At 64.5% G+C, this 24,428-nt stretch carries 26 protein-coding genes; 15 read left to right on the top strand and 11 right to left on the bottom strand.

Going from position 1 to position 24,428, the window contains the following annotated elements:
* Positions 1–22: 22 nt before the first annotated feature.
* A complete protein-coding gene (locus tag J3E61_RS18830; RefSeq protein ID WP_210084551.1) occupies positions 23–451 on the bottom strand; it encodes a pyridoxamine 5'-phosphate oxidase family protein in 429 nt (142 codons plus the stop codon).
* Positions 452–710: 259 nt separating this feature from the next.
* On the opposite strand from J3E61_RS18830, the gene J3E61_RS18825 reads away from it, so the two are divergent.
* Positions 711–1,379 (top strand): glycoside hydrolase, encoded by a 669-nt coding sequence (locus J3E61_RS18825; RefSeq protein WP_210084550.1) that lies wholly within the window; start codon positions 711–713, stop codon positions 1,377–1,379.
* Positions 1,380–1,732: 353 nt separating this feature from the next.
* The gene (locus J3E61_RS18820) at positions 1,733–2,554 is read left to right on the top strand and encodes a hypothetical protein (RefSeq protein WP_210085617.1); all 822 of its coding nucleotides are present in this window, start codon (positions 1,733–1,735) and stop codon (positions 2,552–2,554) included.
* 10 nt (positions 2,555–2,564) lie between these two features.
* Here the strand turns inward: J3E61_RS18820 and J3E61_RS18815 are convergent, their stop codons facing one another.
* Complete coding sequence (locus J3E61_RS18815) at positions 2,565–2,864, bottom strand: DUF1330 domain-containing protein (RefSeq protein WP_210085616.1); 300 nt, start codon at positions 2,862–2,864, stop codon at positions 2,565–2,567.
* Positions 2,865–3,043: 179 nt separating this feature from the next.
* A complete protein-coding gene (locus J3E61_RS18810; RefSeq protein WP_210084549.1) occupies positions 3,044–4,438 on the bottom strand; it encodes an amidase in 1,395 nt (464 codons plus the stop codon).
* Between the two features lie 240 nt (positions 4,439–4,678).
* Here J3E61_RS18810 and J3E61_RS18805 point away from each other — a divergent pair, with 240 nt between their 5' ends.
* On the top strand, positions 4,679–5,284 hold the full coding sequence (locus tag J3E61_RS18805) for a methyltransferase domain-containing protein (protein ID WP_210084548.1): 606 nt from the start codon (positions 4,679–4,681) through the stop codon (positions 5,282–5,284).
* A 109-nt stretch (positions 5,285–5,393) separates the two neighbouring features.
* On the opposite strand, the gene J3E61_RS18800 is transcribed toward J3E61_RS18805, so the two are convergent.
* A complete protein-coding gene (locus tag J3E61_RS18800) occupies positions 5,394–5,708 on the bottom strand; it encodes a hypothetical protein (protein ID WP_192721517.1) in 315 nt (104 codons plus the stop codon).
* 397 nt (positions 5,709–6,105) lie between these two features.
* Here J3E61_RS18800 and J3E61_RS18795 point away from each other — a divergent pair, with 397 nt between their 5' ends.
* The 3 genes from J3E61_RS18795 to J3E61_RS18785 all read left to right on the top strand — a co-directional run bounded on the left by J3E61_RS18795 (position 6,106) and on the right by J3E61_RS18785 (position 8,277).
* A complete protein-coding gene (locus J3E61_RS18795) occupies positions 6,106–6,795 on the top strand; it encodes a helix-turn-helix transcriptional regulator (protein ID WP_210084547.1) in 690 nt (229 codons plus the stop codon).
* On the top strand, positions 6,792–7,730 hold the full coding sequence (locus tag J3E61_RS18790; RefSeq protein ID WP_210084546.1) for a R2-like ligand-binding oxidase: 939 nt from the start codon (positions 6,792–6,794) through the stop codon (positions 7,728–7,730). The genes J3E61_RS18795 and J3E61_RS18790 overlap by 4 nt, the downstream gene beginning before the upstream one ends.
* A gap of 97 nt (positions 7,731–7,827) precedes the next feature.
* Positions 7,828–8,277 (top strand): hypothetical protein, encoded by a 450-nt coding sequence (locus J3E61_RS18785; protein ID WP_210084545.1) that lies wholly within the window; start codon positions 7,828–7,830, stop codon positions 8,275–8,277.
* Positions 8,278–8,470: 193 nt separating this feature from the next.
* On the opposite strand, the gene J3E61_RS18780 is transcribed toward J3E61_RS18785, so the two are convergent.
* Both J3E61_RS18780 and J3E61_RS18775 read right to left on the bottom strand, forming a co-directional pair.
* Positions 8,471–8,896, bottom strand: coding sequence for a VOC family protein (locus J3E61_RS18780; RefSeq protein ID WP_210084544.1), 426 nt, complete (start codon positions 8,894–8,896; stop codon positions 8,471–8,473).
* Positions 8,893–9,336, bottom strand: a complete 444-nt coding sequence (locus J3E61_RS18775) for an OB-fold domain-containing protein (protein ID WP_210084543.1) — start codon at positions 9,334–9,336, stop codon at positions 8,893–8,895. The genes J3E61_RS18780 and J3E61_RS18775 overlap by 4 nt, the downstream gene beginning before the upstream one ends.
* 66 nt (positions 9,337–9,402) lie before the next feature.
* On the opposite strand from J3E61_RS18775, the gene J3E61_RS18770 reads away from it, so the two are divergent.
* The 4 genes from J3E61_RS18770 to J3E61_RS18755 are packed head-to-tail and all read left to right on the top strand — an operon-like array spanning position 9,403 to position 12,576.
* Positions 9,403–10,596 (top strand): thiolase family protein, encoded by a 1,194-nt coding sequence (locus J3E61_RS18770; RefSeq protein ID WP_210084542.1) that lies wholly within the window; start codon positions 9,403–9,405, stop codon positions 10,594–10,596.
* Positions 10,590–11,345 carry a DUF1906 domain-containing protein gene (locus tag J3E61_RS18765; protein WP_210084541.1) on the top strand — a complete coding sequence of 252 codons (756 nt, stop codon included), beginning with the start codon at positions 10,590–10,592 and terminating at the stop codon, positions 11,343–11,345. The genes J3E61_RS18770 and J3E61_RS18765 overlap by 7 nt, the downstream gene beginning before the upstream one ends.
* On the top strand, positions 11,342–12,220 hold the full coding sequence (locus tag J3E61_RS18760) for an alpha/beta hydrolase (RefSeq protein ID WP_210084540.1): 879 nt from the start codon (positions 11,342–11,344) through the stop codon (positions 12,218–12,220). The genes J3E61_RS18765 and J3E61_RS18760 overlap by 4 nt, the downstream gene beginning before the upstream one ends.
* Positions 12,221–12,222: 2 nt before the next feature.
* A complete protein-coding gene (locus tag J3E61_RS18755) occupies positions 12,223–12,576 on the top strand; it encodes a VOC family protein (protein WP_210084539.1) in 354 nt (117 codons plus the stop codon).
* Position 12,577: 1 nt separating this feature from the next.
* Here J3E61_RS18755 and J3E61_RS18750 read toward each other — a convergent pair whose 3' ends face one another.
* Entirely contained in the window at positions 12,578–13,441 is an 864-nt protein-coding gene (locus J3E61_RS18750; protein WP_210084538.1) for an esterase, read from the bottom strand.
* A gap of 51 nt (positions 13,442–13,492) precedes the next feature.
* Entirely contained in the window at positions 13,493–14,833 is a 1,341-nt protein-coding gene (locus J3E61_RS18745; protein WP_210084537.1) for a hypothetical protein, read from the bottom strand.
* Positions 14,834–14,989: 156 nt separating this feature from the next.
* Between J3E61_RS18745 and J3E61_RS18740 the strand changes: the two genes are divergently transcribed.
* The 4 genes from J3E61_RS18740 (at position 14,990) to J3E61_RS18725 (ending at position 18,451) form a co-directional block, all read left to right on the top strand.
* Complete coding sequence (locus J3E61_RS18740; RefSeq protein ID WP_210084536.1) at positions 14,990–15,748, top strand: phosphatase PAP2 family protein; 759 nt, start codon at positions 14,990–14,992, stop codon at positions 15,746–15,748.
* 64 nt (positions 15,749–15,812) lie between these two features.
* Positions 15,813–16,538, top strand: coding sequence for a phosphatase PAP2 family protein (locus tag J3E61_RS18735; RefSeq protein ID WP_210084535.1), 726 nt, complete (start codon positions 15,813–15,815; stop codon positions 16,536–16,538).
* Position 16,539: 1 nt separating this feature from the next.
* The gene (locus J3E61_RS18730; protein WP_192721532.1) at positions 16,540–17,556 is read left to right on the top strand and encodes a YihY/virulence factor BrkB family protein; all 1,017 of its coding nucleotides are present in this window, start codon (positions 16,540–16,542) and stop codon (positions 17,554–17,556) included.
* Complete coding sequence (locus J3E61_RS18725) at positions 17,522–18,451, top strand: YegS/Rv2252/BmrU family lipid kinase (RefSeq protein WP_210084534.1); 930 nt, start codon at positions 17,522–17,524, stop codon at positions 18,449–18,451. Before J3E61_RS18730 ends, J3E61_RS18725 begins: the two co-directional genes overlap by 35 nt.
* Here the strand turns inward: J3E61_RS18725 and J3E61_RS18720 are convergent.
* A complete protein-coding gene (locus J3E61_RS18720; protein ID WP_210084533.1) occupies positions 18,426–20,081 on the bottom strand; it encodes an alkaline phosphatase family protein in 1,656 nt (551 codons plus the stop codon). The two genes, J3E61_RS18725 and J3E61_RS18720, sit on opposite strands and share 26 nt — an antisense overlap.
* Before the next feature lie 102 nt (positions 20,082–20,183).
* Between J3E61_RS18720 and J3E61_RS18715 the strand changes: the two genes are divergently transcribed.
* Positions 20,184–21,965: a serine/threonine protein kinase gene (locus tag J3E61_RS18715; protein WP_210084532.1), complete on the top strand. Its 1,782-nt coding sequence runs from the start codon at positions 20,184–20,186 to the stop codon at positions 21,963–21,965.
* Positions 21,966–22,251: 286 nt separating this feature from the next.
* Here the strand turns inward: J3E61_RS18715 and J3E61_RS18710 are convergent, their stop codons facing one another.
* A complete protein-coding gene (locus tag J3E61_RS18710) occupies positions 22,252–22,992 on the bottom strand; it encodes a TIGR02206 family membrane protein (protein ID WP_210084531.1) in 741 nt (246 codons plus the stop codon).
* The gene (locus J3E61_RS18705) at positions 22,992–24,362 is read right to left on the bottom strand and encodes a wax ester/triacylglycerol synthase family O-acyltransferase (protein WP_210084530.1); all 1,371 of its coding nucleotides are present in this window, start codon (positions 24,360–24,362) and stop codon (positions 22,992–22,994) included. The genes J3E61_RS18710 and J3E61_RS18705 overlap by 1 nt, the downstream gene beginning before the upstream one ends.
* Between the last annotated feature and the right edge of the window lie 66 nt (positions 24,363–24,428).

Raw genomic sequence — 24,428 nt, 5'->3', positions numbered from 1 at the left:
GCGGCACGTTGCGCCTTGGCGCCTAGAGATCGCCGGTGAAGTCGGCGGTGAGCCAGCGGTCGGGGTGGATGGTGAACAGCACTTCTTCGACGCCTTCCATGCTGCGCGCGAATGCCCGGCCGCCTTCCTCGCCGAGGTAGCGGATCGCGATGGATTCCTGCAGTCCCGCCGGAACCTGTTTGGTGGTCTCGACGACGGTGCCCTCCACTACGACGTATTGATACGGCGGCTCCTCGCGCTGAACCACGAGCGTCACGGCTCCGGCGCGCTCGATCAGCCGTGCTTTTCGGCTGGACGCCCCAGTCATGATGCGGATGTTCCCGCCAGGGGTGTAGTCGTACCAGATCGGGACGCTGGCGGGCGGCCGGCCGTCGGCGGCTGCTACCGAGAGGACGGCGACGTGGGTGTCGGCGAGGAAATCCTGGCGTTCGGTTTCGCTGAGGCTTCTCATGGGGACTATGAACGTCCATTCCGGCGTGCTATTCCCACGGCATCGGCTGATCTCAAGGGCGGGGAAGCCGATTTGGAGGCGACGGAGGCGACGTGGCGACGCCAATTCACGTGAGGCGGGACATCAGACATTGCTCATCAGATGAATCAATCAGTGCCGCACGGGATCTAGCCTGGTCCGCGGTGTTGTCCGCCAGGCGCCTCAGTACACGTTCGCAATGTCGCCGAACTGCGTGAGAAACGGCAGTACAGTGCTGCTCGTGCACAAAAAGCTGTTAGCCGACGGCCGTGGCCGCTGGTTGGCACTCGCCGCTTCGATAACCGTGGCGGGCGGGATGCTCTACGTACAGAACTCAGAGCATGCCCACAGCGCCCAACCATCGTGTTGCGCGCCGACCCCGGCTGCAGCTTCGGTGCCGGCGAGCCCGGAACTTCCGCCGCCCGGCGCACCTAAGCTCGCCACTCCGGCAGAGGCCCAAGTGTTGGCGGCAAGTGCGCCTGCCACTCCCGCCACCGCCATGCCATTCGAACTGCCACCTGGTGTCGCGCCCGAGAACGGGTTGCAGGTGGACACCATTCGGGTGGCCCGCGCCATCAGCGTGCTGTTCCCACAAATCACTACGATCGGCGGTTGGCGACAGGATGCGTTGAAATGGCACCCCGAGGGGTTGGCGATCGACGTGATGATTCCCAATCCCGACTCCCCCGAGGGCATCGACCTCGGCAATCAGATCGCCGGTTTCGCCCTGGCGAACGCGCAACGCTGGGACATCGACGATGTGATCTGGCGACACGCCATATACCTGGGCCCGAAGTCGGGCCAGTACATGCCCGAAATGGGATCAGAAACCGCGAACCACTACGACCATGTCCATATCGCCACCAATGGCGGTGGCTACCCGACCGGAAATGAGAAGTACTTCATCTGATTCTCCAGGGTTCGGCCGACCGTGCCGACGAGACCCCAAGCACGCGGTAGATACCTCATCAGCGATGTCGACTATCAATTAGTGAGATTCCACCTGCCATGGCTCGCCGTTGTGCAAGTGGTGATTGACTCGAAGAACTCCGCGGCCGCACGAGCCGCGCAGTCGGGCACGCGTGCCCCCTATCCCTCTGTGTCGGTCTCCTTCGTTTCGTCGACCTAACAGGTCCGCCGATGCGCCCGCAGCACGTGACGCTTGACCTGCACGGCAACGGGGTACTCCGGAGAACTTCCCGCCGAACCAACGAAAGTGCCAACTTGACAAGCGGTACCGGAGTTCGCGGCACAGCAGTCGCCGTGCTGCGGGCACTGCTGCGGTCTTCAGTGAATCGACCAGTGGCCGCCAGACGGGCGGCCAGCGAACTAGGCCGTGGGCTGGGCGCGGCGGTGCTGGCCGAAATCCGGTGGGCGTTGAGCCCGCCCCGCGCCTGGTTGTCCGGCGTCGCAGTCAACCTTGTGCTCTCGTTGGCTTGGCTAGTGGTCCAGCCGGTCGAACACGAAGGTGGCCGGGATTGGGTAGTGCTGGTCGCGGGCTATTTCTCGTCGTTCATTCTCGCCGACGTCACGACGACCAACATGCTTGGGGTAGACCATATTCGCGTCGAGAAGAGTCTTCGCGATGCCATCCCCATCCGCCGTCTGCTCTTGGTCAAGAACCTCGCGCTGGCCGTCATCGTCGGCCTGCCCACGATGGCGTTGGCGAGCGCAATGACGTTGTGGATGGAGACCCCTGCACGACTGCTGACGACTGTGCCCGACGTCGCTGTCCCGATCCTGTGTTGGCTTGGGCTGGGCAACCTTATCTCGGTGCTGTTTCCCGTGCCCTATGAACCGCTGCTGCGCCGATGGCGCCAGCGCCGGCACATCAAGCGCACGATCAGGTGGCTGCTGCATCTCGCGCTGCCCTATGCGTTGTACTACCTGGCCGACCCCGTCTACGGGCTGCCGCGGATCATCGTGTGGACAGTACTGCCGGCCGCTTTGGGATCCACGCTGGGCCCGGGCGCCGGTTACAGCCTCATCCACATCGGCTTCGCCGCAGTGGTGTGGATGACAGGGTTGGCTCTGGCTGAACTCGTCGCACGCAGTCGCTCGTTGCAGACCAGCCCTGAAGAATGAGTACCGCAGCTCAGGTGACTGCAGTCGTGGCCTGCAGGACCGACTCGACAAGCGACTCGGTACGCAAATGCTCGAACTGCTGGTAGGCCGGGTCCTCGATCATGTTGGCGAAGTGCTGCCGACTGGGATAGCGCACTAGTACAACCATGTCCCAGGCCTGGCCGTCGTCGGCCACCAATGCCGTGCTGCCTAGGCCGGCGTAGAGAACCTCGAGGCCATATTTGGCGGTGATCCCGGCGGCCTCGAACTGTTCGGCATACGCAGTGTATTTCGCCTCACCGCCGGGGCGGAACCGCAGGAGGTTGAGCATGATCACCGGTCCCCCAACATCTTCGGACAGGTAGCGGTCCAGCGCGGCGCGGTCAAATGTGATCACTCGTGACCTTCCTGCGATCGTGAGGGAGCTTGCGGGGGTTCATTTTCGGCATCGGCGTGAGCGCTGCACAGGTCGGAGTGCCGGATGCGGTGATTCGGTCTGCGGCACCTCGGCTAACCATTCTCCCTGGCGCGTTCTAATTCCGCGCCCAAGCGGAGAAGGGTCGCCTCGTCGTACCAGCGAGCGACGATTTGGACCCCAATCGGGAGGCCGTCATGACTGAGGCCGAAAGGAATCGTCATCGCGGGAAGACCTGTCAGATTAAACGGCACGGTTGCGCGCATTACCCCCTGCGCCGCTACCGAGACGCCTTCTCGGACTGTGAGGCTGCGCTGGGCGTGCAGCGGTGCGGGGACAGGGGCGACTGGACACAAGAGCGCGTCGTAGTCGGCGAAGAATCCGCTCAGCTTGGCGGCTAAACGCTCGGTTTCCTGTTGAGCCGCAATATAATCCGCCAGCACCGGCTGCTCTCGCGCCAATATCGCGGCGGTCACGGGGTGCAGTTCAGCTTCGCGTCCCTCCGCGATCTGCTTGAAGTATGGGACGACCTCGGCGGAGTACAGCACAGCGCTCAGGGCGACACCGTCGATCGCTTCCAGTTCCGTCAACGGTGCCGGCTCGACCGTGCACCCCAAGCCTCGTAGCGCGTCAGCGGCGGCCAGCACTGTGGCGGCGACGTCGTCGCCGATTGGCCCGAATCCCGGTTCGACGAGGTATCCGATGCGCATATCTGCCAGACGTTTGACGTCATTGAGGTCGAGCGGGACGTCGCGTGTGTAACCATCGGCGCCGTCGGGGCCAGTCAGAATCTGAAGCGCTGCGGCGATGTCGCGAACGCTGCGCGCCATCGGTCCAACATGCCAATACCTTGCAGGGACAGCGGGCCAATGCCCGGTAATCGGGATACGCCCGCGCGTGGCCTTGAGGGCAACTATTCCCGTGTCATGGGCCGGCCCCCGCACTGAAATCGCGACATCGCTGCCGAGCCCGATCGGCGACATTCCCGCCGCGATTGCCGCGGATTCCCCGCCGCTCGAGCCCCCAGGCGTGTGATCGATGTTCCACGGATTAGCCGACCGGCCGACGACCCGATTGTCGGTCTCGGTCCAGTAGGAGAATTCGGGCAGGTTCGTCTTCGCCAGCAGTATGGCGCCGGCCGCACGGAACCGCGCGACAACCGCGGCATCCACGGTCGGCACGTGCTTCTGGAAAAGCAACGATCCACGAGTCGTGGCGACGCCCGCCGTGTCGAGTGCGTCCTTGACCGTGAACGGCACACCATGCAGGGCACCCAACTCGCCGCCCGCCCGCACCGCCTCATCAGCGACTCGCGCGGCGGCGAGAGCCGACTCAGCCAAAACCGTCACCGTCGCGTTGATCTCGGGATCCACTGCTGTGATTCGCTCTAGGTGGGCCGTCACGACCTCCACCGATGACAGCCGGCGAGCGCGGATTGCTTCTGCCAAGGCCGTGGCATCGGCGGCCACGATGTCGCTCGACTCATCCATCAGCTTGGCTTTCAGTTCGAAGGACCACCGGCGAGGGCTGCACGCGGCACCTCCGGACTACTACTCGACGAAGGCCGAAAGTATTCCCCGCGAAGGTGGTCCCGCATAAACCTTCAGTGGCTGAACACATTCGAGCATCCACCGCATGGGGTGTCGGGACGTCATCGCGACCCAGGATTGCGCAAAAGCTACGGCCCGGTTCCAAGTGTTACGGGTGGGGTCGCGCTAATCTTCGTGTCGATGCGTCTCACATCGGTCAAAGCAATTTATTCGCACCTCGCGAAAACCTACGACTGCGATCTGCGCGACGCCATGAACTACACGGCACATGTGGAAGTGCCGCGGCTGATCGTCGATGTGCTGGGCTCCAGACGAGCCAACGTCCTCGACCTCGGGTGTGGCACGGGGCTTTCCTCGCTGGTGTTCTTCGAACAGGGGTATGACGTAACAGGCATCGACGGTGTCGGCGCCATGGTCCGCCGCGCGCGAAAGTTGCCGTACAAGAAGGTCATTCAGCAAGACCTGGAGTCACCGTGGCGCGTCAAAGATCAATCGTTCGACGCCGCCGTGATGATCGGAGTGATGGAGTACATCATCTATCCCCAAGTGCTGCTGCGACAGGTCCGCGACAAGCTTGTCCCCGGTGGCGTATTCGGGCTGACCGTGCCGCGAAAGAACAAGCTCTATGAGCAAGATGGATTGAAGTCGTACTACGCGAAGGAGATCGCCCCCGTCATCGACAAAGCTGGCTTCGAAGTCATGATGTCGGAGAAGACCCTCGGCTACGAAGACCAAGGCAGAAAGATCATTTACTGGAACTACCTGCTGCGCAGACCGACCCTCTGAGGTCCTGCGTCCGAAGTGGTTCGTTACGTTCAACCGAATCGACAAAGCGCTGCTGCACTTCACGGTCGACGTGCAGCAGCACTTGTCTGATCAGGCTGCGGCGGAGCGGCTACCCGTGCAGCAGGCCCTGGACTGCGAAGCGCACGAACGAGTTGCCCTGTCCGACGAAGTACTGCACAGCGTGATTGCCGGCCGCGACGTTGTCCTGCAGCGCCTGGTTACCGGCCGCCACGTTGTCCTGCAGAGCCTGGTTACCGGCACCGACGAAGCCCTGCAGCTGGTGATTACCAAAATTGACGAGGTCCTGCAGACCATCTGCAGAGGCCGTGCCCGTGGGTGCGAAGAGCACGAGCCCGCCGGCGATAGCACCGATCCCGACAGCCTTCACGGCGGTGCGCTTCGAGATCGTTAGGGGGTTTGCCATCGTTCCTTTTCCTTTCCTGATATCCGGACGAGTCAGGACCGAAGAGGCTCCAACTCGACCAGCCGTATCCTTATCTCCCGATTTGCTCGGCATATCCAATACGGCGATTGGCTAAACCTCAAAAATCGCTATACCTAGGAACAAGATCAGGATCAGACGACGCACCGCGGCACAAGCCGCAACGGGAATCCGTTAGCCAATCTCGGGTTTACCGGAGCGCTGTCGCCGCCACGGGTCCACGGTCGACCCGACCGATCCATCGACCTCGATGTATTTGCGGCTCGCAGGAAAGCCTGGAGCGCCGGTTCCACTGAGGACCCACACGCCAAGGCACTCTTGACTGTGACGACGCTCACAGTAATATGACCACTGGTCATATTGGCGCGAGGAGGTGCCGGTGCCGACGGTCACGTGGGCTCGTCTCGATCCGCTTCGACGCGCCGCAGTAATCGAGGCTGCCGAGGCCGAATTCGGGGCACACGGCTTCTCCGCGGGCAGCCTGAACGTCATCGCCCGCCGCGCGGGCGTCGCCAAGGGCAGCCTGTTTCAGTATTTCGCCGACAAGCGCGACCTCTATGCGTTCATCGCCGATGTCGGCAGTCAGCGGGTCCGCGCCTACATGGAAGCCCGCATCGTCGAACTCGACCCCAACAGACCGTTTTTCGACTTCCTGACCGACCTGATGGACTCCTGGGTCGCCTACTTCGCCGACCATCCGCACGAACGCTCCCTTCACGCGGCGGCGAGCCTGGAGGTCGACACCGACGCCCGCATCAGCGTCCGCAGCGTCATTCACCGGCACTACCTGGAAGTGATGCGGCCACTGGTGCGCGACGCGCACGCACGCGGCGACCTACGCGAAGACGCCGACACCGACGCGCTGATATCGCTTCTGCTGCTGCTCTTTCCGCACCTGGCGTTGGCGCCGTACGTACGCGGCATGGATCCGGTTCTCGGACTCGACGAGCCCACCCCCGAGCAGCCCGCGTTGGCGGTGCGCAGGCTCGTCGCCGTGCTGAAGGACGCATTCGCCACCGCTCCCCGAAACGCATCGATCACCGCACGATCTAGGAGGTCACTGACATGACACGCACCCGCTCACATTCGCTCGACGCAGGCGGCCTCAACTGGGACAGCTTGCCGCTCAAGCTGTTTGCAGGCGGTAACGCGAAGTTCTGGAACCCCGCCGACATCGACTTCTCCCAAGATCGAGCCGACTGGGAGTCGATGAGCGACCTCGAGCGCGACTGGGCCGCCAGGCTGTGCGCCGAGTTCATCGCAGGCGAGGAAGCGGTCACCCAGGACATCCAGCCGTTCATGGCGGCGATGCGCGCCGAGGGCCGACTCGGTGACGAGATGTACCTGACACAGTTCGCGTTCGAGGAAGCCAAACACACGCAGGTGTTCCAGATGTGGCTCGACGCCGTCGGCATGACCGACGATCTGCAGCACTACCTCGACGACCTGCCCGCGTACCGGAAGATCTTCTACGAGGAACTTCCGGAGTCTCTCGACGCGCTGGCGACGGATCCGTCGCCGGCCGCCCAGATTCGTGCGTCGGCCACCTACAACCATGTCATCGAAGGCATGATGGCGCTAACGGGATACTATGCGTGGCACCGGATTTGCGTGGATCGAGGCATTCTTCCCGGCATGCAGGAACTGGTGAAGCGCATCGGCGACGACGAGCGACGCCACATGGCGTGGGGCACTTTCACCTGCCGGCGCCACGTCGCCGCCGACGAGCGCAATTGGGCCGTCTTCGAAACACGTATGAACGAGCTGATTCCGCTGGCGTTGCAGAACACTGAAGACGCCTATGCCCTTTACGACGAGGTGCCGTTCGGGCTGGAAAAGGACGAGATGCAGCAGTACGCCGCCGACAAGGGGATGCGTCGGTTCGGCACCATCAGTAGCGCGCTGGGTCGTCCGGTGGCCGAGATCGACCTCGATTACACGCCGCTGCAGCTGGAGGACACGTTCGCCAGCGAGGACGAAAAAGTCTTCGCCGCACTGGCGTAAGACCGCACTGTCCCCCGATTGGGGGACGGACCAATCCCCCGGTGAATGGGCAGATCGCCGGACAGCCATGGCACCGCGGCAACGAAATACTCAATTCATGACAACAGCGCTCGCCACCGCCGCCAAGCCTCGCGTTGACACGGCACGCCCGACGATCCCGTCGCGCGTCGCCGCCCGCATGTGTGCCCGCCACCTGGACCGACTGGTGCAAGCAGGCGCCACTCCCCGACCCGGCACCGCGCTGGAGGCCCATCTGCTCCGGTTGACCGATATCGCGTATCGCGAGCGCCTTGCCGCGGAGTTGCGTCGCCGCGGCACGGCCGTGCTGTGCGATCGAGTCGTGCTGTCGGCGTCGCGCCTGAACGCCTCCGCTGTATGGGACGCGGCCGACATGATCGAGCGTGTGGAGAAGCGATTGCAGAGCCGTCACGTCAGCCCGCGCGGCGTCGCACGGCTTCGCCGCCTGCTGGCGGATTGGAACGGTCCGTTGCGGCACGGCTGCGGCGACCTGTGCGGCGAACTGCGAGCAGTGCTTGCCGCGCTGTGAGCGCTATCCAAGGGTGGGACAAGCGATAACTGAATTGCCCGGCTCTGGGCGACTTTGTCGCTGTCGACGACTTTGTCGCCCAGAGCCGGGCATTACGGGTATTGAACCCCGGCGCCGCACTACCCGGCCTCCGCCGCGTCGCACCCCAAAGCCCGATGCCGATACCGACGGCAGCCGCTGCGTGGGCCGTGGATCAGCAGACGGTGAAGAGTTCGAGCTGAATGTTGTCCGGGTCGCGAAACACCAATGTGGCGAACGGGAACGGTTGGTCGCCGGTCCTGATCCCCGAGTGCTCGACGCCGAGTTCGTCGAGCCACGCCGCCCAGGCCTCCAAGTCCTCGCGGGAGGCCACGTTGAATCCGACGTGGTCCAAACCCGTACGGGCCTCGTCGAATTGCTCACCGTCGTTGCCGGCGTTGGTGTGTAAACCGATCGCCAGCCCCGAACGGGAATCGACGAGCAGCACGCCGTATCCGGTGTCCTCGCGTTCGTAGTGTGGGAATGTCATCGGAACACGGTCCGCGCGGAACACCCGCTGATACCAGGCCACGCTCGCCTCGAGGTCGCGCACCGTGACCGAGAAGTGGTGTATGCCCGTAATCGCGGGGGCCTCGCTCATGCCTCGTCCTTTCTCGGCGCAAACACGGGAACAAACACGCTCTCACCGTCGACATCCTGCGGTTCGAACCGGACTTCGACGGCAAGGCCGATATGAACCGAGTCCGGCTCACAGTCAACGATATTCGAAGCGATGCGCAAATCGGGCTGCTCGTCCAACTGGACGATCGCGATCACGTACGGCACGGGTACGTCAGGGTTGAACGGCTGATGGTTGACCGTATAGGTGAACACCGTCCCACGTCCGGACACCGGCCGCGCCACCAGTGCTCCCTCACAATCGGGACAGTCCCCGGCGGGAGGGCTCACCCACGCCTCGCACTGCGTGCACCACGAGATCAGCAGGCGCCCGTCGGCGCCGCCGGTCCAGAACGCCCGGTTGTGGTCATGGAGCTTGGGCAGCATTCGCCCCGGAATTGCGGGTGGGGCCCCATCTGCCATGACAAGGAAAGTACAGTCCAATCGACTGTCATTACAAAAATAGAGGTTTGAACGGGGTGCCCAGGGGTGAGCTACTTCGAGAAGGACGCGATCATCAGCGGCCTGGGCATCTCCCGGATCGGCCGCCGAACGGGCGTTCCCGGGTTGGAACTGACGCTGGAGGCGGCCCGCGCCGCCATCGAGGACGCCGGTCTGACTGCCGACGATATCGACGGAATCGGCACACTGGGTGATACGCCGCCGTCTGACGTGATGACCTCGCTGGGCATCGAGGCGACAGACCAGACCTTGGGCTTCGACACCGGCGGCGTGCTCATCCCCGTCATGTCCGCGTTCCGCGCGGTAGCGGAGCGACGAGCCCGTCACGTGCTCGTCTACCGGACCGTCGCGATGCTGGGCGGAGCGATGAATCAAACCACGGCATCGCCGATGCTCAACCCGCTGGCCAACCCGCCGGCCGAACCCCGTGCGCCGGGTACCCGGCGCAAACTCAAGCCGTTCGAGGACATCGACGCGTTGGTGGCCACCCACGCCTACTCGGCGGCGAACTGGGTCGCGATGCACTGCCGACGCCATATGGAGCTGTACGGCACGACCAAGGAGCAGTTGGGCTGGCTGGCGATCAACAGCAGGCGCAACGCCGGACGCAATCCGCTTGCGGCATACCAGGATCCGATGACCATGGACGGCTACTTGGGCGCCCGGCCAGTGTCGACGCCGTTAGGGCTGTTCGACTGCGACGTGCCGATCGACGGATCGATCGCGCTCGTCGTCTCACACGCTGATTACGCACCGGACTGCCCGAATCCCGCGGTGTCGGTGGAGGCTATCGGCGGCGCGTACGGCTCTGGCGGATGGTTCCATCGCGATGACTTCCCGAAGATGGCGTCATCCGAAGCGGCGGCAGAGATGTGGTCGCGCACGGATTTGCGGCCGTCGGATGTGAATGTCGCCGAAATCTATGACGGTTTCACGTTTCTGACGTTCGCGTGGCTCGAGGCGCTGGGGTTCTGCGCCGACGGCGAAGCAGGACCATTCGTGGAGGGAGCGGCGCGGATCGCGCTCGATGGCGAATTTCCGCTGAACACGTATGGCGGCCAACTGTCGGCGGGGCGCATGCACGGCTACTGGCTGCTGCACGAAGCGTGTCTTCAGCTACGCGGGCAGGCCGGCGATCGACAGGTGGCACGACGGCCCGAGGTGGCCGTGGCCGCGGCAGGCGGCGGGCCGATCGCGGGGTGCATGGTGCTCACATGTTGACACGACGCGACGCTCTCAAATACGGCCTCGCGGCACCGGTTGCACTGGGGCTGGCCACATTCGGTGCATCGAGGGCGTCCGCCGACGGCCTTCGGCTGGTCGACTTCACCCACCGACTGGTCGCGCCGGAGCTGATCAAATCCGCGGGATTCGACGGCGCACTGGTCTATGTGTCCGAGTTGCGGCCGGGAGCGGACTTTGATTTCAAACCCGTCACCCGCGAGTATGCCGATGGGCTACGCGCAGCCGGTCTGCACATCGTGAGCTGCTATCAATACGGCAAGCCCGGCTGGCCCACCCCGTCCGATTACACCCGCGGATACGACGGCGGTGTGGCAGACGCTCAGACGGCGTTGCGGTGGCACGGCGCGGCGGGCGGCCCGGATTCCGCCCCGATCTTCTTCAGCGTCGACGAGGACATCGACCTCGACACCTGGAAAGCCGTTGCACTTCAGTGGTTTCGGGGCCTCAACTCGGTCCTGGGTGTGAACCGCACCGGCATCTACGGCCATGCTCGAGCGTGCGGGTGGGCGATCGCCGACGGCGTCGTCGGGCGCTCAACCTCTGCTGGACACTCCTGGGCGTGGCAGACGAAGGCTTGGTCGCACGGTGAACGCGAGCCCGCGGCCGTGCTCTTCCAGTCCGTTGTCGTCACGCCGTCGGACCCGGGTGTCGTGGTCGGTGGCATCAGCCTGGATGTCGACGACGTCCTCGCACCCGACTTCGGACAGTGGGATTTCGCCCGATGAGCGCGACCCCAGAGTCGTTCAGCGTCAACGGTGTTGACGGCGTTCGCATCGCCGCCGACCGCCTCGGTGATCCGCTTGCACCGGCCGTGGTGTTCCTGCACGGCGGAGGCCAGACCCGCCGTTCGTGGGGTCGGGCCGCCGCGGCGGTGGCCGAGCGCGGCTGGCAGGCCATCACTGTCGACCTGCGCGGCCACGGCGAGTCCGACTGGTCGGAGGACGGCGACTATCGCGTCATCACCTTCGCGGGCGACGTCCTAGAGGTGCTGCGACAACTTCCCCCAGAAACGGTCCTGGTCGGCGCCTCGCTGGGCGGATTCACGGCAATGCTTCTGGCAGGCGAACTTTCGCCGGCCACCGTGCGCGCAGTCGTCCTCGTCGACATCGTGCCGAACATGGATCCCTCCGGCGCCACCCGCATACACGGCTTCATGAACGACCGCATGGAATCAGGATTTGCCTCGCTCGACGAAGTCGCCGATGCCATTCAGGAATACAATCCGCACCGACCGCGACCCAGCGATCTCGACGGCCTTCGCGCCAACCTCCGTGAACGTGACGGCCGCTGGTACTGGCATTGGGATCCGAAGTTCATCGACGGCACCTCCGCGCTGCCGCCCATCGAGGTGACCGAGGTCGATCGCCTGTACGCCGCCATCGAGGAGATCCTGCGCACCAACGTGCCCATGCTTTTGGTGCGCGGTCAGATGAGCGATCTGGTCACCCAGGAACGCGCCGACGAATTCATCGCGCGTTTCCCCCAGATCGACTTCGTCGATGTCGGCGGCGCGGGGCATATGGTGGCCGGTGATCGCAACGACCTCTTCGCCGGGGCCGTTGTGGAATTCCTCACGCGGCACGCACAAGTGAAGGACTGAGTATGCAAGCCAAGCGAATCATCGCGAATCTTCGAGTGGCGGACATCGAGGCGGCTAAGAGTTTCTACACGGACTTTCTCGGGCTGAAAACCGAAGAGTTCAACATGGGCTGGGTGGCCCGCTACACCTCGCCCGACGGCAGAGCCAACGTCCAGTTAGTCACGCGCGATGCGACTTCTGCCGAGGACTCGGTGATCTCCGTGCACACCGACGACGTCGACAGTGCTTACGACGAAGCGCAGCGCCTCGGCTACGAAATCGTGCACCCCTTGCGCAAGGAGCAATGGGGCGTGCGGCGGTTCCTCGTGCGTGCCCCGGACGGGAATGTCGTCAACGTCGTGGACCATCGCGACTGATTCAGCGCCCGTGGGTGGCGAAGAACTGCCCACTTTGTTGCGACGCGTCCGCCGGCCACGTGTGGCCGCCGCCGTCGATTTGGACGAAAACGACCTCGGTGCCGCCCGCACACCCCGAGGCAGTGAATCGATGCTCAGCACCGGCCGGACCGTTGTCGACCGGAGCGGGACAGCGATCCACGTCTCGCCACCGCTGGGCCATCGCAGGTGCCGCGACGACGTCGCTGTAGCCGCCCCTGCCGAGCATCGTGCCACCGGTGAACGGCACCACCGCATCGGCGGTCCCGTGCATCTGCAGAACCGAGACCGGTCGCGAGGGCGCGCAAGGAAATGCGGCGCCCAACGTCCCTGCGACCGGTGCGATGGCTGCAACCAGATCCGCACGTTCGCAGGCCAGTCGGGTGGCCATGAATGCACCGGCCGACATGCCCGTCACAAAGACCCGGCCACGGGGGATGCCGTAATCGCGAGAGAGTTGATCGATGAGCGCGCTCACGAAGCCGACGTCGTCGACGCCCTGACGGTCGGGCACCGACGCGCCGCGGCCGTCGGCCCAGCTGAAGTCGATGCCGTCGGGATACGCGACGACGAACCCGTTCTGATCGGCGACGGCGTTGTAGTTGGTCACTGCGGCCTGCTCCCCGCCGGTCTGCCCTGCGCCGTGCAGGTTGATCACCAACCCCGCAGGGTGGTCAAGCCCGGCGGGCACATGCAGCTGATAGGTGCGCGGCAGCCCGCCGAACACCAGCTCACCGGGGACGTCGCCACCGGGAAGGGCCGACGCGGGAGCAGGACCGTAGGCGACGAAACCGAAGAGCACGGCGGCGACGGCCGTCATGCGGGCGATGGCATTCAGACTGAGCATCAGCGACCGAGACTATGGGATCTGGCGACCACGGTCATGCAAATTCCCGCGCTACTTGTCGTCTTTCTTTGGCTTCTTCGCTTCGGCCGCGTCGGCCTTCGGCTTCTTGACCGGTTTGGGCGCGTCGACGCGCGGATGGTCGACTGGTTTGCGTACGTCATCGGCGCTGGCCGTCGCCCGGTGCGTTGCCTTGGTTGTGCTGGCGGTCGAACCGACGGCATCCTTGAGCGGCGCATCTCGGGTTTTCTTCACGACTGTGGGCGCCGCCGTTGCGGGTGTTTCGAGTTTGAAAACCGTTGCTGTGACTTGCTTCTCGGTTGACGTAGTGGCCAGGCCCGGCGTGACGAGACCGACGAGATAGTCGAGCTGCGCACGACCCCAGTCGGCCAATGCCTGAACGGCCTGACCGCCGCGTGTGCCGATCGAAGCGAGGGTGGTTTGGACCGCGGTGACCGTCGCGGCGATCAGCCCATCGCCGTGGACGGTGTCGACGACGAATTGATCTCCGGCGTTGATCAGGTCGTGCGCGAAACCGGTGATCGCGTCGCCCTCGCTGGCGATCAGTGTCCAACCCTCGTTCAGTTCGAAATTGATCAGCGGAACGAAGGGGATCCACGCAACGGCGTCCAAGATGCCACTGATGGATCCGACTGCGTTGTCCACGCCGCCCTTGAGGGGCTCCCAGATGTTCCAGATTCCGTTGGCCGCATCGGCCAACGCGTTAGATACCGCGACCAGGACATCGCCGAACATTCCCTCCGGGATGTCGGCGTACGGGGGACGCGGTGGGTAGATAGGCAGTGGCGGAAGCGGAATCCATGAATCGATTTCGTCGATTCCGAGCCACACCAGCGCCAAGCCGGCGTCGACGATCCAGTCGGCGATGTTCTTCAGCGCGCTACCGTCTCCGCGCAGCCAGTCGGTGGTGTTGAAAACGCCACTGTTGATGAGGGATTCGACGAAGTTGTACACCACGTCGACCTGGTTGATGACGATCCAGCCGACATACGGAATGATCCAGGCCGCAACGTAAGCGGCAACATTGACCGCGTAATGGACCCAGGGTTCGATCAGGACGTAGGCGGCGTCGATGAAGTCGGCGAGCGCGGTCAGCGGCGGTGAGGGAGCGATCGCCGGGGTGACTGCCGTGCTGAGTGCGTGTCCGACGGCCAATACCTGTGCGGGCGACAGCGAGGACAACGCAGCCATTGCCCCGCCAGGCGCCAGCGGCTTCGTGGCGGCTCGCAGGTCGACGGCATGTGCTGCGACGGGCCTGTTGGCAGCGGCGGTCGACGACTGGGGTAAGGGGGCGACCGCCGATGCGAAAACGATGGCGACGGCGCTGATCGCCACCACGGTGACCCTTGACACCACGCGAAGCAGAACAGCCATTTCAACGAGCCCCCTGCGAGGAAGTGTCTCACTTGGGCAGCGGGCGGCGGGCAGATTTGTGCACAAGTAAGCGGACCGCACGAGGTCAGGCGCTTGACTTCAGTTCGACCACGGGTTCTCGGTTTACCGAGCCCCCATGCCGGGGACGAGATACGTATGGCGAAGAAGCCGAGGCCGTGGGCTGTCGCAAAACATTTGTCGGCCGCCGACAAACGCTTCGAACTGCGACTCGGCGCGGGTGTGGTCGCCGCACCCGCGGCTGGGGTCGCGTTCGCGCTTCTTCTGCTGCTCGTCCGCGGCGGATGGCCGCCACTGCGGAGTTTCGACCTCGCGACAGCAGAAGCCCTGCACCGGCTAGGCATCGAGCATCCGGAACTGGTGAAGTCAGCCGAGATCGTCAGCGACGTCTTCGACCCGAACGTGTTCCGCGTCGCGCTCACGTTGATCGCACTGCTGTACCTCGTCCATGGCGAACGACACCATGCGATTTGGCTTCTCGTCACGGTATTCGGCGGGGCGGCAATCGGTTTCGTGCTGAAGGTGATCGTCGGCCGGGCCCGGCCGGTGCTGCCGGATCCGCTCTCGACAGCGCCCGGCATGTCGTTCCCATCCGGCCATGCGCTTGGCGCGTCGATCGGCTGCTGTCTACTGCTGCTGATCACTCTGCGCTTCCTGCCGCGCCGCGGTCGCATCGCCGCCGTCATCGGGGCCGGCTTGATCGTCAGCGCCGTCGCGCTCGCGCGGGTCGTGCTGGGAGTCCATTTCGTCAGCGATGTGCTGGCCGGCATCACGCTCGGCATCGGCTGGGTGGCCGTGACGACATGGGCTTACGTCGCGTGGCGTCGCGAGACCGGACAGCCGATCGAGCGGCCAGCCGACGTAGGCAATCCAGAGCAGCCGATAGCACACCCCTGAACTGCTGGTTTTCGACACCGATCAGCACCGAGTTAATTAACGGCAACGTGGGGTATCCCACAGCATGACCGCACAGCGTTTCCGTGGTGTCGCCCGCGACGTCGGTTGGCTGATTGTTCCGGCCGTCTGCCTTCTCGCGATGATGGTCGGGCTGGGCTATCTCCTCACCGATGTTGTCCCCGCGACCGCACTCGGGAAGTGGGACGCCGACGTGCCGAGGCAGCTTGTGGCGTACCGCCAGCAGGAGGGCATCGCGGGAAGCAAGCTCATCACGACGCTGTCCGAGACGCTGACGATCGTCATCCTGACGGCGTTGGCTGCTGCCACGTTCCGCTGGAAGTTCGGCCGCTGGCGCGAGTCCCTCGTCGTCATCTACGCGGTGGTCGGCGAGACGGTCATCTTCGTCGCGACAACGCTTTTCATCGACCGACCACGGCCGGGCGTGCCGCACCTCGACGTTGCGCCGCCGACGTCATCCTTCCCGTCCGGCCACACCGCAGCCGCTGTTTGCTTTTACGGCTCCGTCGCCGCAATTATCCTCTGGCACAGTCGGTATCGATGGATCAAGGTGGGAGTAGTCGTCATCTGTGCTGCCGTGCCGCTGTTGATCGCGGCCAGCCGCGTGTATCGCGGAATGCATTACCCGACCGATGTGTTCGCGGGGATGCTGCTCGGCGCGATCTGGCTAAGCGTCGTCCTTTTCTATGTGCGCACTCATGAGCCGGCGGCAGGCAGGACGCGGCCGTCGACGCCGACCGGCCTTCGCGCCCTGATCGATCGAGGAGTCTGAGATGAGCACTGCTACCCGCGTGCCCGAGACGGTCACCATCTCTGGCGACGAGCTGTCAGCGGACGACGCCGTCACGACGTTGCGTCGCTACGGGCGCTGGAAACTGGTGAAGAACTCGTTCATTCGCTTCAGGTACGCCGACGGATTCACCAATGCGCGCGCCTTGGCGCTGCAGTTCTGTCTGGCGTTCATTCCGCTCATCATTGCAGTGGTCGGACTGTCCAGCGCCCTGCATCACGAGAAGTTCGCCCGGGTCGTCACTGAGACCTTGGGCCGGGTGCTCCCCGGCAGGGACAACGGCGACATGATGCAGGAGGCGGCGCAGCAGAGCAGCGATCGAGGAGCCACCGGCGGTCAGCTCGCACTGTGGCTCGGTCTGCTCGCTGCGATCATCGCGCTGACCACCGCGATGGGCCAGATCGAGCGGGGCGCAAACCGCATCTACGGCATCGAGCGAGACAATCCCGCCCTGCGCAAGTACGGCCGGGCGTTGCTGATGGCGGTGACCGCCGGCCTGCTGTCGCTACTCGGATTCCTCGTCATCATCGCCGGCGACGCTCTCGGCGAATCGCTCGCAACGGTGTACCGCTGGAACGACCTGTCGGAGACGCTGTGGCGCCTTGGCCGCTGGCCGCTGGGCGTCATCCTCGCCTGGGCCTCGTTCACCGTCGTCTTGGAGCGCTCACCGCGACGCCGGCAGCCGGGGTACTCGTGGCTGGCGTTCGGATCCGCTGTGTCGCTTGCGCTTTGGCTGCTCGTCACCGGCTTGCTGGCGCTCTACGTGGCGTGGGGCGCGTCGTTCGGCACCACCTATGGCCCATTGACCGGAGTTTTCGCCCTGTTGCTGTGGGCCAATCTGTCGTCGGTGGCGCTCTTCCTCGGTATCGCATTCGCCGCCCAGCTCGAGGCTGTCCGCGCAGGTGTACCGACGCCGATTTTGGCTGACCCCGAGAAAGGACGTGTACGCGAAGGGGGTGAGATCGGTGGGCCGAGGAAATTCGAACCAAGCCTCACCTGAGCTCCCTTCTGCCTCGCCGAAACGGATCGCCGTCATCGCTCACCGGAAGAAATCACTGGGCGGCGGCCTCGACGAACTGCGAAAGCTGCTCGCAGAGGAGGGATTTGACGACCCCGTCTGGCACGAGGTGTCGAAGAGCCGCAAAGCGCGCAAGCGGGCACGGCGCACGCTCGAGGATGGTGTCGATCTGGTCCTCGTGTGGGGCGGCGACGGCATGGTCCAGCGGTGCGTCGACGCGATGGCCGGCTCGGACGCCGCTGTCGCGATCATCCCGGCAGGCACCGCGAATCAACTTGCTAACAACCTCGGTGTCCCGACCGATCTGCAGGAGGCCGTGCAGATAGCGTTGCACGGCGCACGCAGGCGCCTCGACCTCGGCACGTTGAATGGCGAACACTTCGCCGTCATGGCCGGAGCCGGCTTTGACGCGCAGATGATCAGTGACGCCGATGGACGATTGAAGGACCGCGCCGGGCGGCTGGCCTACGTGTTGACCGGGCTGCGGCACGTGCGAGACAACCCGGTGCGGACGAAGATTCGAGTCGACGGGCGGAAATGGTTCGAGGGGCCGGCAACCTGCGTCCTGTTCGGCAACGTCGGCACCATCACCGGCGGCATCCGCGCTTTCGACGACGCCGAGCCCGACGACGGCTACCTTGACGTCGGGGTCGTCACCGCACAGGGTGCACTGCAATGGGCCCGCACCCTCGGCCGCGCCGCGACGGGTCGGTCGGAGGTCTCGCCATACGTCGAGATGACGCGGGGCCGGACGATGGACGTCAAGTTCGCTGAGCCGATCACGTATGAGCTCGACGGCGGGGAGCGCGGTTCCAGCAAGAAGTTACACGCGACGATAGTGCCTGCGGCGCTTACCTTTTGCGTGCCTGAGGAGTAAGCGCCACGCGGCACACTTCGTCCATGACAGCCGGGCCGCGTGGCTGTTCGAAAAGCACCTCTGCGCTGCGGCCGTCCACTTGCAAGGTAGCGATGGTGTTCCCGAACAGTGGACCGCACGCGTTGGCCCACGACAGCGGAAGCGCAGGTACGCCGTGTTGGCGTGCCCACCATCGAGCGAGCGCGGCCGCGGGACGCGACCAGCTCACGGTGAACACCGGCTTGAGAAACAGCGGCACGTAGTTGTTGACCGGCGAGCACACGAGTTGATGGACCGTTGCGCCCCACTCGTCCGAGGCACTCGACCACTCGGCCCGCGCGGCGTAGCTATGGTGAACGTCCCCGGACAGCACGCTGACAGTTGCGGGTCCGCTCGGATGACGTGCGACGCGGGCGATCATCTCGGCGAGACGCAGGAATGACTTATAAAAGGCCGGCCAGTGTTCGAGATCGGCTGCCCTGCGAGTCTTTTCGGCGAGTCTCCCGCGAAGACCGGCCCGATCTGCGCTTCGCTCGTTGGCCGCCTCGAGGTCCCCGATGGCGGGTGGCATCAGCCACGGCACCGACGACGCCAGCATCAGGTGGTCCATCTCATCGAGTGTGTCTGTGGCCTGGGCCTCCAGCCATGCGAACTCGCGTTCGCCGATCATCATGCGGTCACCGGAATCGAGAATTCGGCCGTTACGTGAGTCAATCATGAGGAGCCGACTGCGGCCCAGATCCCATCGATAGCTGAATCTGATGCCCTTGGTGGAATCCACTTCTCGATCTGCTCGGTCGGCTAGATCGACGAGTAGCGGCCACGTGTCGCCGTCCGCCGTCACCAGGCGCCGATAGTCCTCGTCGTCGGCCAACTCCGCCGGGCTCAAATTGCCTAGGTGCTGATACACCCAGTACGAGGCCAGTCCGGCTCGGATCCGGTCACGCCACCATGGTTTCTGCTTCATGTCGGCGCGCCAGGACGCCGACGTGTTCCAGTCGTCTCTGATGTCGTGGTCGTCGAAAATCATCGCGGTCGGAACCGTGGACATCAGCCACCTGATCTCAGGGTCACCCCACGAGTGGCGATACAACCGTTCGTATTCGGCGAACGTGACCACCTCGTCCGGCGGCCGAAGGCCACGCTTTCGTATCCGTTGGCGGCGCCCCGCCAGGCGTCGTCGGGTCTCGGGTGTGAGTTCGTCGGCGTACAACTGGTCGCCGAGCAAGATCAACGCCTCGGGCCAGTCGTCGACCGGATAGGTGGCCATCCTCGTGGCGTACACGTCCAGCGCGTCGAGCCCGAGGTTGCCGTCTACCTTCTGATCACCGGTTTTGGGGTACCGGCACGATCCGAAAATGGCCTGGAGCCGGTGAGTCGATTCAGGGCCGCGGGTGCGGATAACGCTCGCCGGAAACGTCGAGTCCGCGCGCGGCCAGACCCGTGCTCCGTCGAGCGTGACGTCATATTCGGTCGCGGTGTCCGGCGCCAGCCCCGTGACCGTGACGAGGGCGTAATGGTGGTCCTGCACAGTGAACGTCCGCGCTGCGCAGCCGAGAACCTCCGCTGTTCCCGGGCGGGCGGTTTGGACCCAGACCAGCGCCGTTGTGTCTGAAACGTGCCGCAGGACCGGGCCGAGCAACAGCGTCACCACGCCACCTTACGAGCGGGCGTTGGACGCTTTAGCCATTTCGACGATGACCGCCAACGACGGAGTTCGCGACCGGGGCGTGCTGGTTTGTAGGCTTTCGGGATGCCGTTCAACAACGGTGAGGTCTTCGCTGGTTACGTCATTCAGCGGATGATCGGCACCGGTGGAATGGGCGAGGTCTACCTCGCCCAGCATCCACGCCTGCCTCGTCGGGACGCGCTGAAGATCTTGTCGTCGGCCTCGACAAGGGACGACGAGTTTCGAGCCAGATTCACTCGCGAGGCCGAGTTGGCCGCGACGCTGTGGCATCCGCACATCGTGCGCGTTCTCGATCGTGGCGAGTTCAACGGCCGACTCTGGATCTCCATGGACTATGTAGACGGCACAGACGCGGGTCGTTTGATCCGGGAGCGCTACCCGAAAGGCATGCCAGAAGAAGACGTCGCGGAAATCGTGACAGCGATGGCCGATGCGCTCGACTTCGGCCACGAGCGCCGTCTGCTTCACCGCGACGTCAAACCCGAGAACATTCTCGTCAACGCATCCGACGGTCATCGACGCAGAGTGCTGCTGACCGACTTCGGCATCGCCCGCCGCATCGATGACGTCAGCAACCTCACCGACGCCGATGTCGCCGTGGGAACGATCAGCTACATCGCCCCGGAGCAGTTGCTGGGCAAGCCGTTGGACGGCCGGGCAGACCAATATGCGTTGGCGGCCACGGCTTTTCACCTACTGACCGGCTCGCCACCGTTTGAAGACTCAAATCGCGCCGTTGTGATAAGCCACCACCTCGGCACGCCGGCCCCTCGGCTATCTGAGCGCCGACCCGACCTCGCGCACCTTGACGCTGTGCTCGCAAGGGCGCTGGCCAAAGACCCAAGTGACCGATACCCGACGTGCCTCGACTTCGCCCGAGCCCTGACCCAGCAGGGCCCACTCCCCGATGCCACCGCACCGCTCGCCCAATCCGGCCAGATATCGGCATCGGGTGGTCGTCCGCACACGCAGCGCCTCGAGCGTTTGGTTGTTCACGGCACTGCTCGCGGAGTGCAGCACAGCGGCGCTCACGGTGAGGTCGGGATCTTGTCGTTCCACGTGCTGCCACGTGAGCCAATAGCCGGTCGACATGCGCCTGTACCCGTCGAGATTCCAACTCAGCTCAGCGCGGGTCAGCTCGCAGACGGCGACGAGGTGGAGGTCAGCGGCGTCTGGGACGGCAGCCTGCTGGACGCCGACACGATCGTCAACATTTCCGCGACACCTGGTCCCAAGCGAAGGCGGTCGAAGGCACCGCGCGAGAAGTCTCCGCGCGACAAAGCACCGAAAGGCAGGACCAGGACCGTCATCCTCGGCGCACTCGTCGGTGTGATCGTGTTGGCGGCGGCTGCGGTGCTGTGGTTCACCGACGGGTTCGGCCTGTGGAGCCGTCCGGGACCGATCGTCAAGCCGATGAGCGTAACCGTGTTCTCGCCCAGCGGCGCCCCGGACAACCCCGACAAGGCAGGCTTGGCCATCGACGGCAACCCCGACACGGCGTGGTCGACGGTCACCTACAAGGACCCCGTCCCGTTCCCGAATTTCGTTGAGGGCGAAGGACTTTTGCTGCACCTGTCCGAACCGACCGCGCTGAGCGCAGTCACGATCGACTTGTCCAGCACCGGCACCGAGGTGCAGATCCTGTCGTCGTCAACCGAAACCCCAACCAAGCTGCCCGCCACCGAACTTGCCCCGACGACGGCACTGCAGCCGGGACACAACCGCATCGAAATCCACGACGAAACCAAGACCTCGAATGTGCTCGTCTGGATCACGAAACTGGGCACGACCGACGGCCAAAGCCGCACATCTATTTCCGAGATCACGCTGCAGGCGAGGGCCTGACGTTCCGCGGCGCGGGTAACGCCAGACCCTCGGTTTGGTCACGACAACGGCTGCGTGCTTCCGCCACGACGACCGAGGTGATTAGGTCGCCACATGAGTGCGGCTGGACCGCTGCAATTGCTTCTGCTCGCGGCGATCGCCGGCACTGGCGCGATGTGTGGTTTCCTCGCGGCGGCCGTGGTTCTTCGGAAGAAAAAGCGTGCGCGCGGTTATTTCGTCCTCGGCGTCCTCACCGGGTTGACGGCGGCTGCGGTGACGCGCGGCAGGTACCGCAAGCTCGGCGCGCTCAATTCCCTGGCGCGTGGCTTCGCACGTCAGTTTTCTGTCGTCGCCGTTCCCACGGCCAGGTCATCAGCGCCCATACGGCGAGGACGATTGCGATCTCGGCGATCAGATAGACCGGCCACGGGCCTAGTACGTCAAGCACTGACGCGGTGGGCGGCTTCCGGTTGAGATAGCCGTAGTCCGTTCCGGTGATCGCGTTGAAGGTGAACGTGAATGCCGCCCACACGAGGGTCACGACGACGGTGAAGCGGTAGTCACGCCAGCTCGGCCGGTTCCGTTGCCCCCACGTGAGATAGATGGCAGCCCACACCACGAGAACGTGAAGCGTGAAGAACGTCAAAAAAAGATGGTGTGGGAAATCCGGCGCACCTTCGGCCGGCGTGCCGACGTCCGGGGTGATCAATGCCTGTGAGCTGAGCACCAGACCCCAGTAGTAGGCGAGCGCGAAAGCCCAATGCCGCCCCGACCACAGCGCGTAGGCGGCTGCGAGTTCCGCGATGTCGCACAGCTGCAGCGGCACCGACGTTTGGATGTCGGGCCGAATCAGCTTGTACACCAACGCCACCGCGAACGCGGCGAGCAGCAGAACCGCCAACACGCGGCCGAGGATGCGGGCCTGCGCTTCGGTCTGCCGTCGGCCGATCCAGACCAGAAGCACAGCTCCTACGACGAAAATGGCGAGTACGACCAAGTGCGACGGCCCATACGCCGTGAACTCCCGCTGCGCGGCCAGCGCGACCATCAGTTCGCGATTCCGACGGCTTGCTCCAAATCCGTCAGCGAGTCCTCGAGGTGAATCAGCAAGCGCTGCAGGTGTGGAACGCTACGGCGGCATCCGACGAGGCCGAAATCGAGGTTGTCGGCGTTGTTGGTCAGGGTGATGTTCAGGGCCTGCCCGTCCAACGCGATCGACAGCGGGTAGTTGCCGTCCAGCCGGGCGCCTTTCCAGTACATCGGTTCGCGGGCACCGGGAACGTTCGAGATGACGATGTTGAACGGCGGCGGCGCCGACGAAACGAATCCCGGCACCAATGCCAGTGCGATACCGGACATCAGGAACGCCGACAACGCGAGCGCCTGGGTTCGTGGCAGTTCGGCGAACACCTTCTTGTTGTCGCGCATGGAGGTGTTGATCGCGTCGAGTCGTTTGGCCGGGTCGGCCATGTCGGTGGCGAGGTTGCACAGAATCGTGCCGACCATGTTGCCACCGGCGTCCTGCTCGTCTGCGGCGCGGAGACTGATGGGAACCATTGCCACCAAAGGGGTTTCGGGCAGGGCGTGGCTTTCGATCAAGTATGCACGAAGCGCTCCCGAGCACATGGCCAGGACGACATCATTGACCGTGACGCCTGCGGCGGACTTGATCGCCCTGATCCGCGCAAGCGGCCACGACTGGGCAGCCACCCGCCGCGCTCCCCCGATCGGCACGTTGAACATCGTCTTGGGCGCGCGAAACGGCAGAGTCAATTGCTGTTCCAGCAGCGCGGCCCTGGTGACCGCAAGAGCGGACGGGGCCAGCGATGCGACCGAACCGACCGCACCGGTGATCGACTGCAACAACGACCGTGACTCTGCCAACTCCTTCTTTGCGCGCTTGGGCCCGAGCGTCCACGGCACGCGGATTTCGCGGTCGTCTGGATCGGTCGTCATGGACCGGATCGTGAGGCGCTGCGCGGAGATGCCGTCGAGCAGCGCGTGATGGATCTTGGTGTAGACGGCGAAGCGGCCGTCTTCGAGGCCCTCGACAAGGTGCGTCTCCCATAACGGCCGGTGCCGATCGAGCAGCGTGCCGTGCCACCGCGACGTCAGCTCGAGCAGCTCACGAACACGTCCTGGCCTCGGGACCGCCGACCTGCGCAGGTGGTAATCGATGTCCACCTCGTCGTCGATCGCCCAGGCGAGGTTGGCGATTCCGCCGAGAAGGCTGCCTGGGTGCTTTCGAAACGTCGGCTGAAAGTCCTCGTTCTTGACGATCGTCTGGTGCAGGTCGCGGACAAAGTCCCGACCGCTGTCCGCTGGCGGTTCAAACAGCTGCAGGCCAGCGACGTGCATCGGATGCTCACGGGATTCACCGATAAGGAACATCGAATCGGTCGGCGATATCAGTTCCATCGACGTGACGGTACCCACCCTGCGGCGGAATCGTGCAAGGTATAGGGGCTATTCCTTCGTCACGAG

Source organism: Mycobacterium sp. OAE908, from assembly GCF_017872775.1.
In the GTDB taxonomy this organism is placed as follows: Bacteria; Actinomycetota; Actinomycetes; order Mycobacteriales; family Mycobacteriaceae; genus Mycobacterium.
Note: the sequence above shows the minus strand (reverse complement) of the source record. Positions and strands in the feature narration are given on the sequence as shown.

Coding starts and splice junctions, on each gene's coding strand:
- J3E61_RS18830 (WP_210084551.1), bottom strand. CDS start 451: ATGAGAAGCCTCAGCGAAACCGAACGCCAGGATTTCCTCGCCGACACC.
- J3E61_RS18815 (WP_210085616.1), bottom strand. CDS start 2,864: ATGCTCAACCTCCTGCGGTTCCGCCCCGGCGGTGAGGCGAAATACACT.
- J3E61_RS18810 (WP_210084549.1), bottom strand. CDS start 4,438: ATGGATGAGTCGAGCGACATCGTGGCCGCCGATGCCACGGCCTTGGCA.
- J3E61_RS18805 (WP_210084548.1), top strand. CDS start 4,679: ATGCGTCTCACATCGGTCAAAGCAATTTATTCGCACCTCGCGAAAACC.
- J3E61_RS18800 (WP_192721517.1), bottom strand. CDS start 5,708: ATGGCAAACCCCCTAACGATCTCGAAGCGCACCGCCGTGAAGGCTGTC.
- J3E61_RS18790 (WP_210084546.1), top strand. CDS start 6,792: ATGACACGCACCCGCTCACATTCGCTCGACGCAGGCGGCCTCAACTGG.
- J3E61_RS18785 (WP_210084545.1), top strand. CDS start 7,828: ATGACAACAGCGCTCGCCACCGCCGCCAAGCCTCGCGTTGACACGGCA.
- J3E61_RS18780 (WP_210084544.1), bottom strand. CDS start 8,896: ATGAGCGAGGCCCCCGCGATTACGGGCATACACCACTTCTCGGTCACG.
- J3E61_RS18775 (WP_210084543.1), bottom strand. CDS start 9,336: ATGGCAGATGGGGCCCCACCCGCAATTCCGGGGCGAATGCTGCCCAAG.
- J3E61_RS18765 (WP_210084541.1), top strand. CDS start 10,590: ATGTTGACACGACGCGACGCTCTCAAATACGGCCTCGCGGCACCGGTT.
- J3E61_RS18760 (WP_210084540.1), top strand. CDS start 11,342: ATGAGCGCGACCCCAGAGTCGTTCAGCGTCAACGGTGTTGACGGCGTT.
- J3E61_RS18755 (WP_210084539.1), top strand. CDS start 12,223: ATGCAAGCCAAGCGAATCATCGCGAATCTTCGAGTGGCGGACATCGAG.
- J3E61_RS18750 (WP_210084538.1), bottom strand. CDS start 13,441: ATGCTCAGTCTGAATGCCATCGCCCGCATGACGGCCGTCGCCGCCGTG.
- J3E61_RS18745 (WP_210084537.1), bottom strand. CDS start 14,833: ATGGCTGTTCTGCTTCGCGTGGTGTCAAGGGTCACCGTGGTGGCGATC.
- J3E61_RS18740 (WP_210084536.1), top strand. CDS start 14,990: ATGGCGAAGAAGCCGAGGCCGTGGGCTGTCGCAAAACATTTGTCGGCC.
- J3E61_RS18735 (WP_210084535.1), top strand. CDS start 15,813: ATGACCGCACAGCGTTTCCGTGGTGTCGCCCGCGACGTCGGTTGGCTG.
- J3E61_RS18730 (WP_192721532.1), top strand. CDS start 16,540: ATGAGCACTGCTACCCGCGTGCCCGAGACGGTCACCATCTCTGGCGAC.
- J3E61_RS18715 (WP_210084532.1), top strand. CDS start 20,184: ATGCCGTTCAACAACGGTGAGGTCTTCGCTGGTTACGTCATTCAGCGG.
- J3E61_RS18710 (WP_210084531.1), bottom strand. CDS start 22,992: ATGGTCGCGCTGGCCGCGCAGCGGGAGTTCACGGCGTATGGGCCGTCG.
- J3E61_RS18705 (WP_210084530.1), bottom strand. CDS start 24,362: ATGGAACTGATATCGCCGACCGATTCGATGTTCCTTATCGGTGAATCC.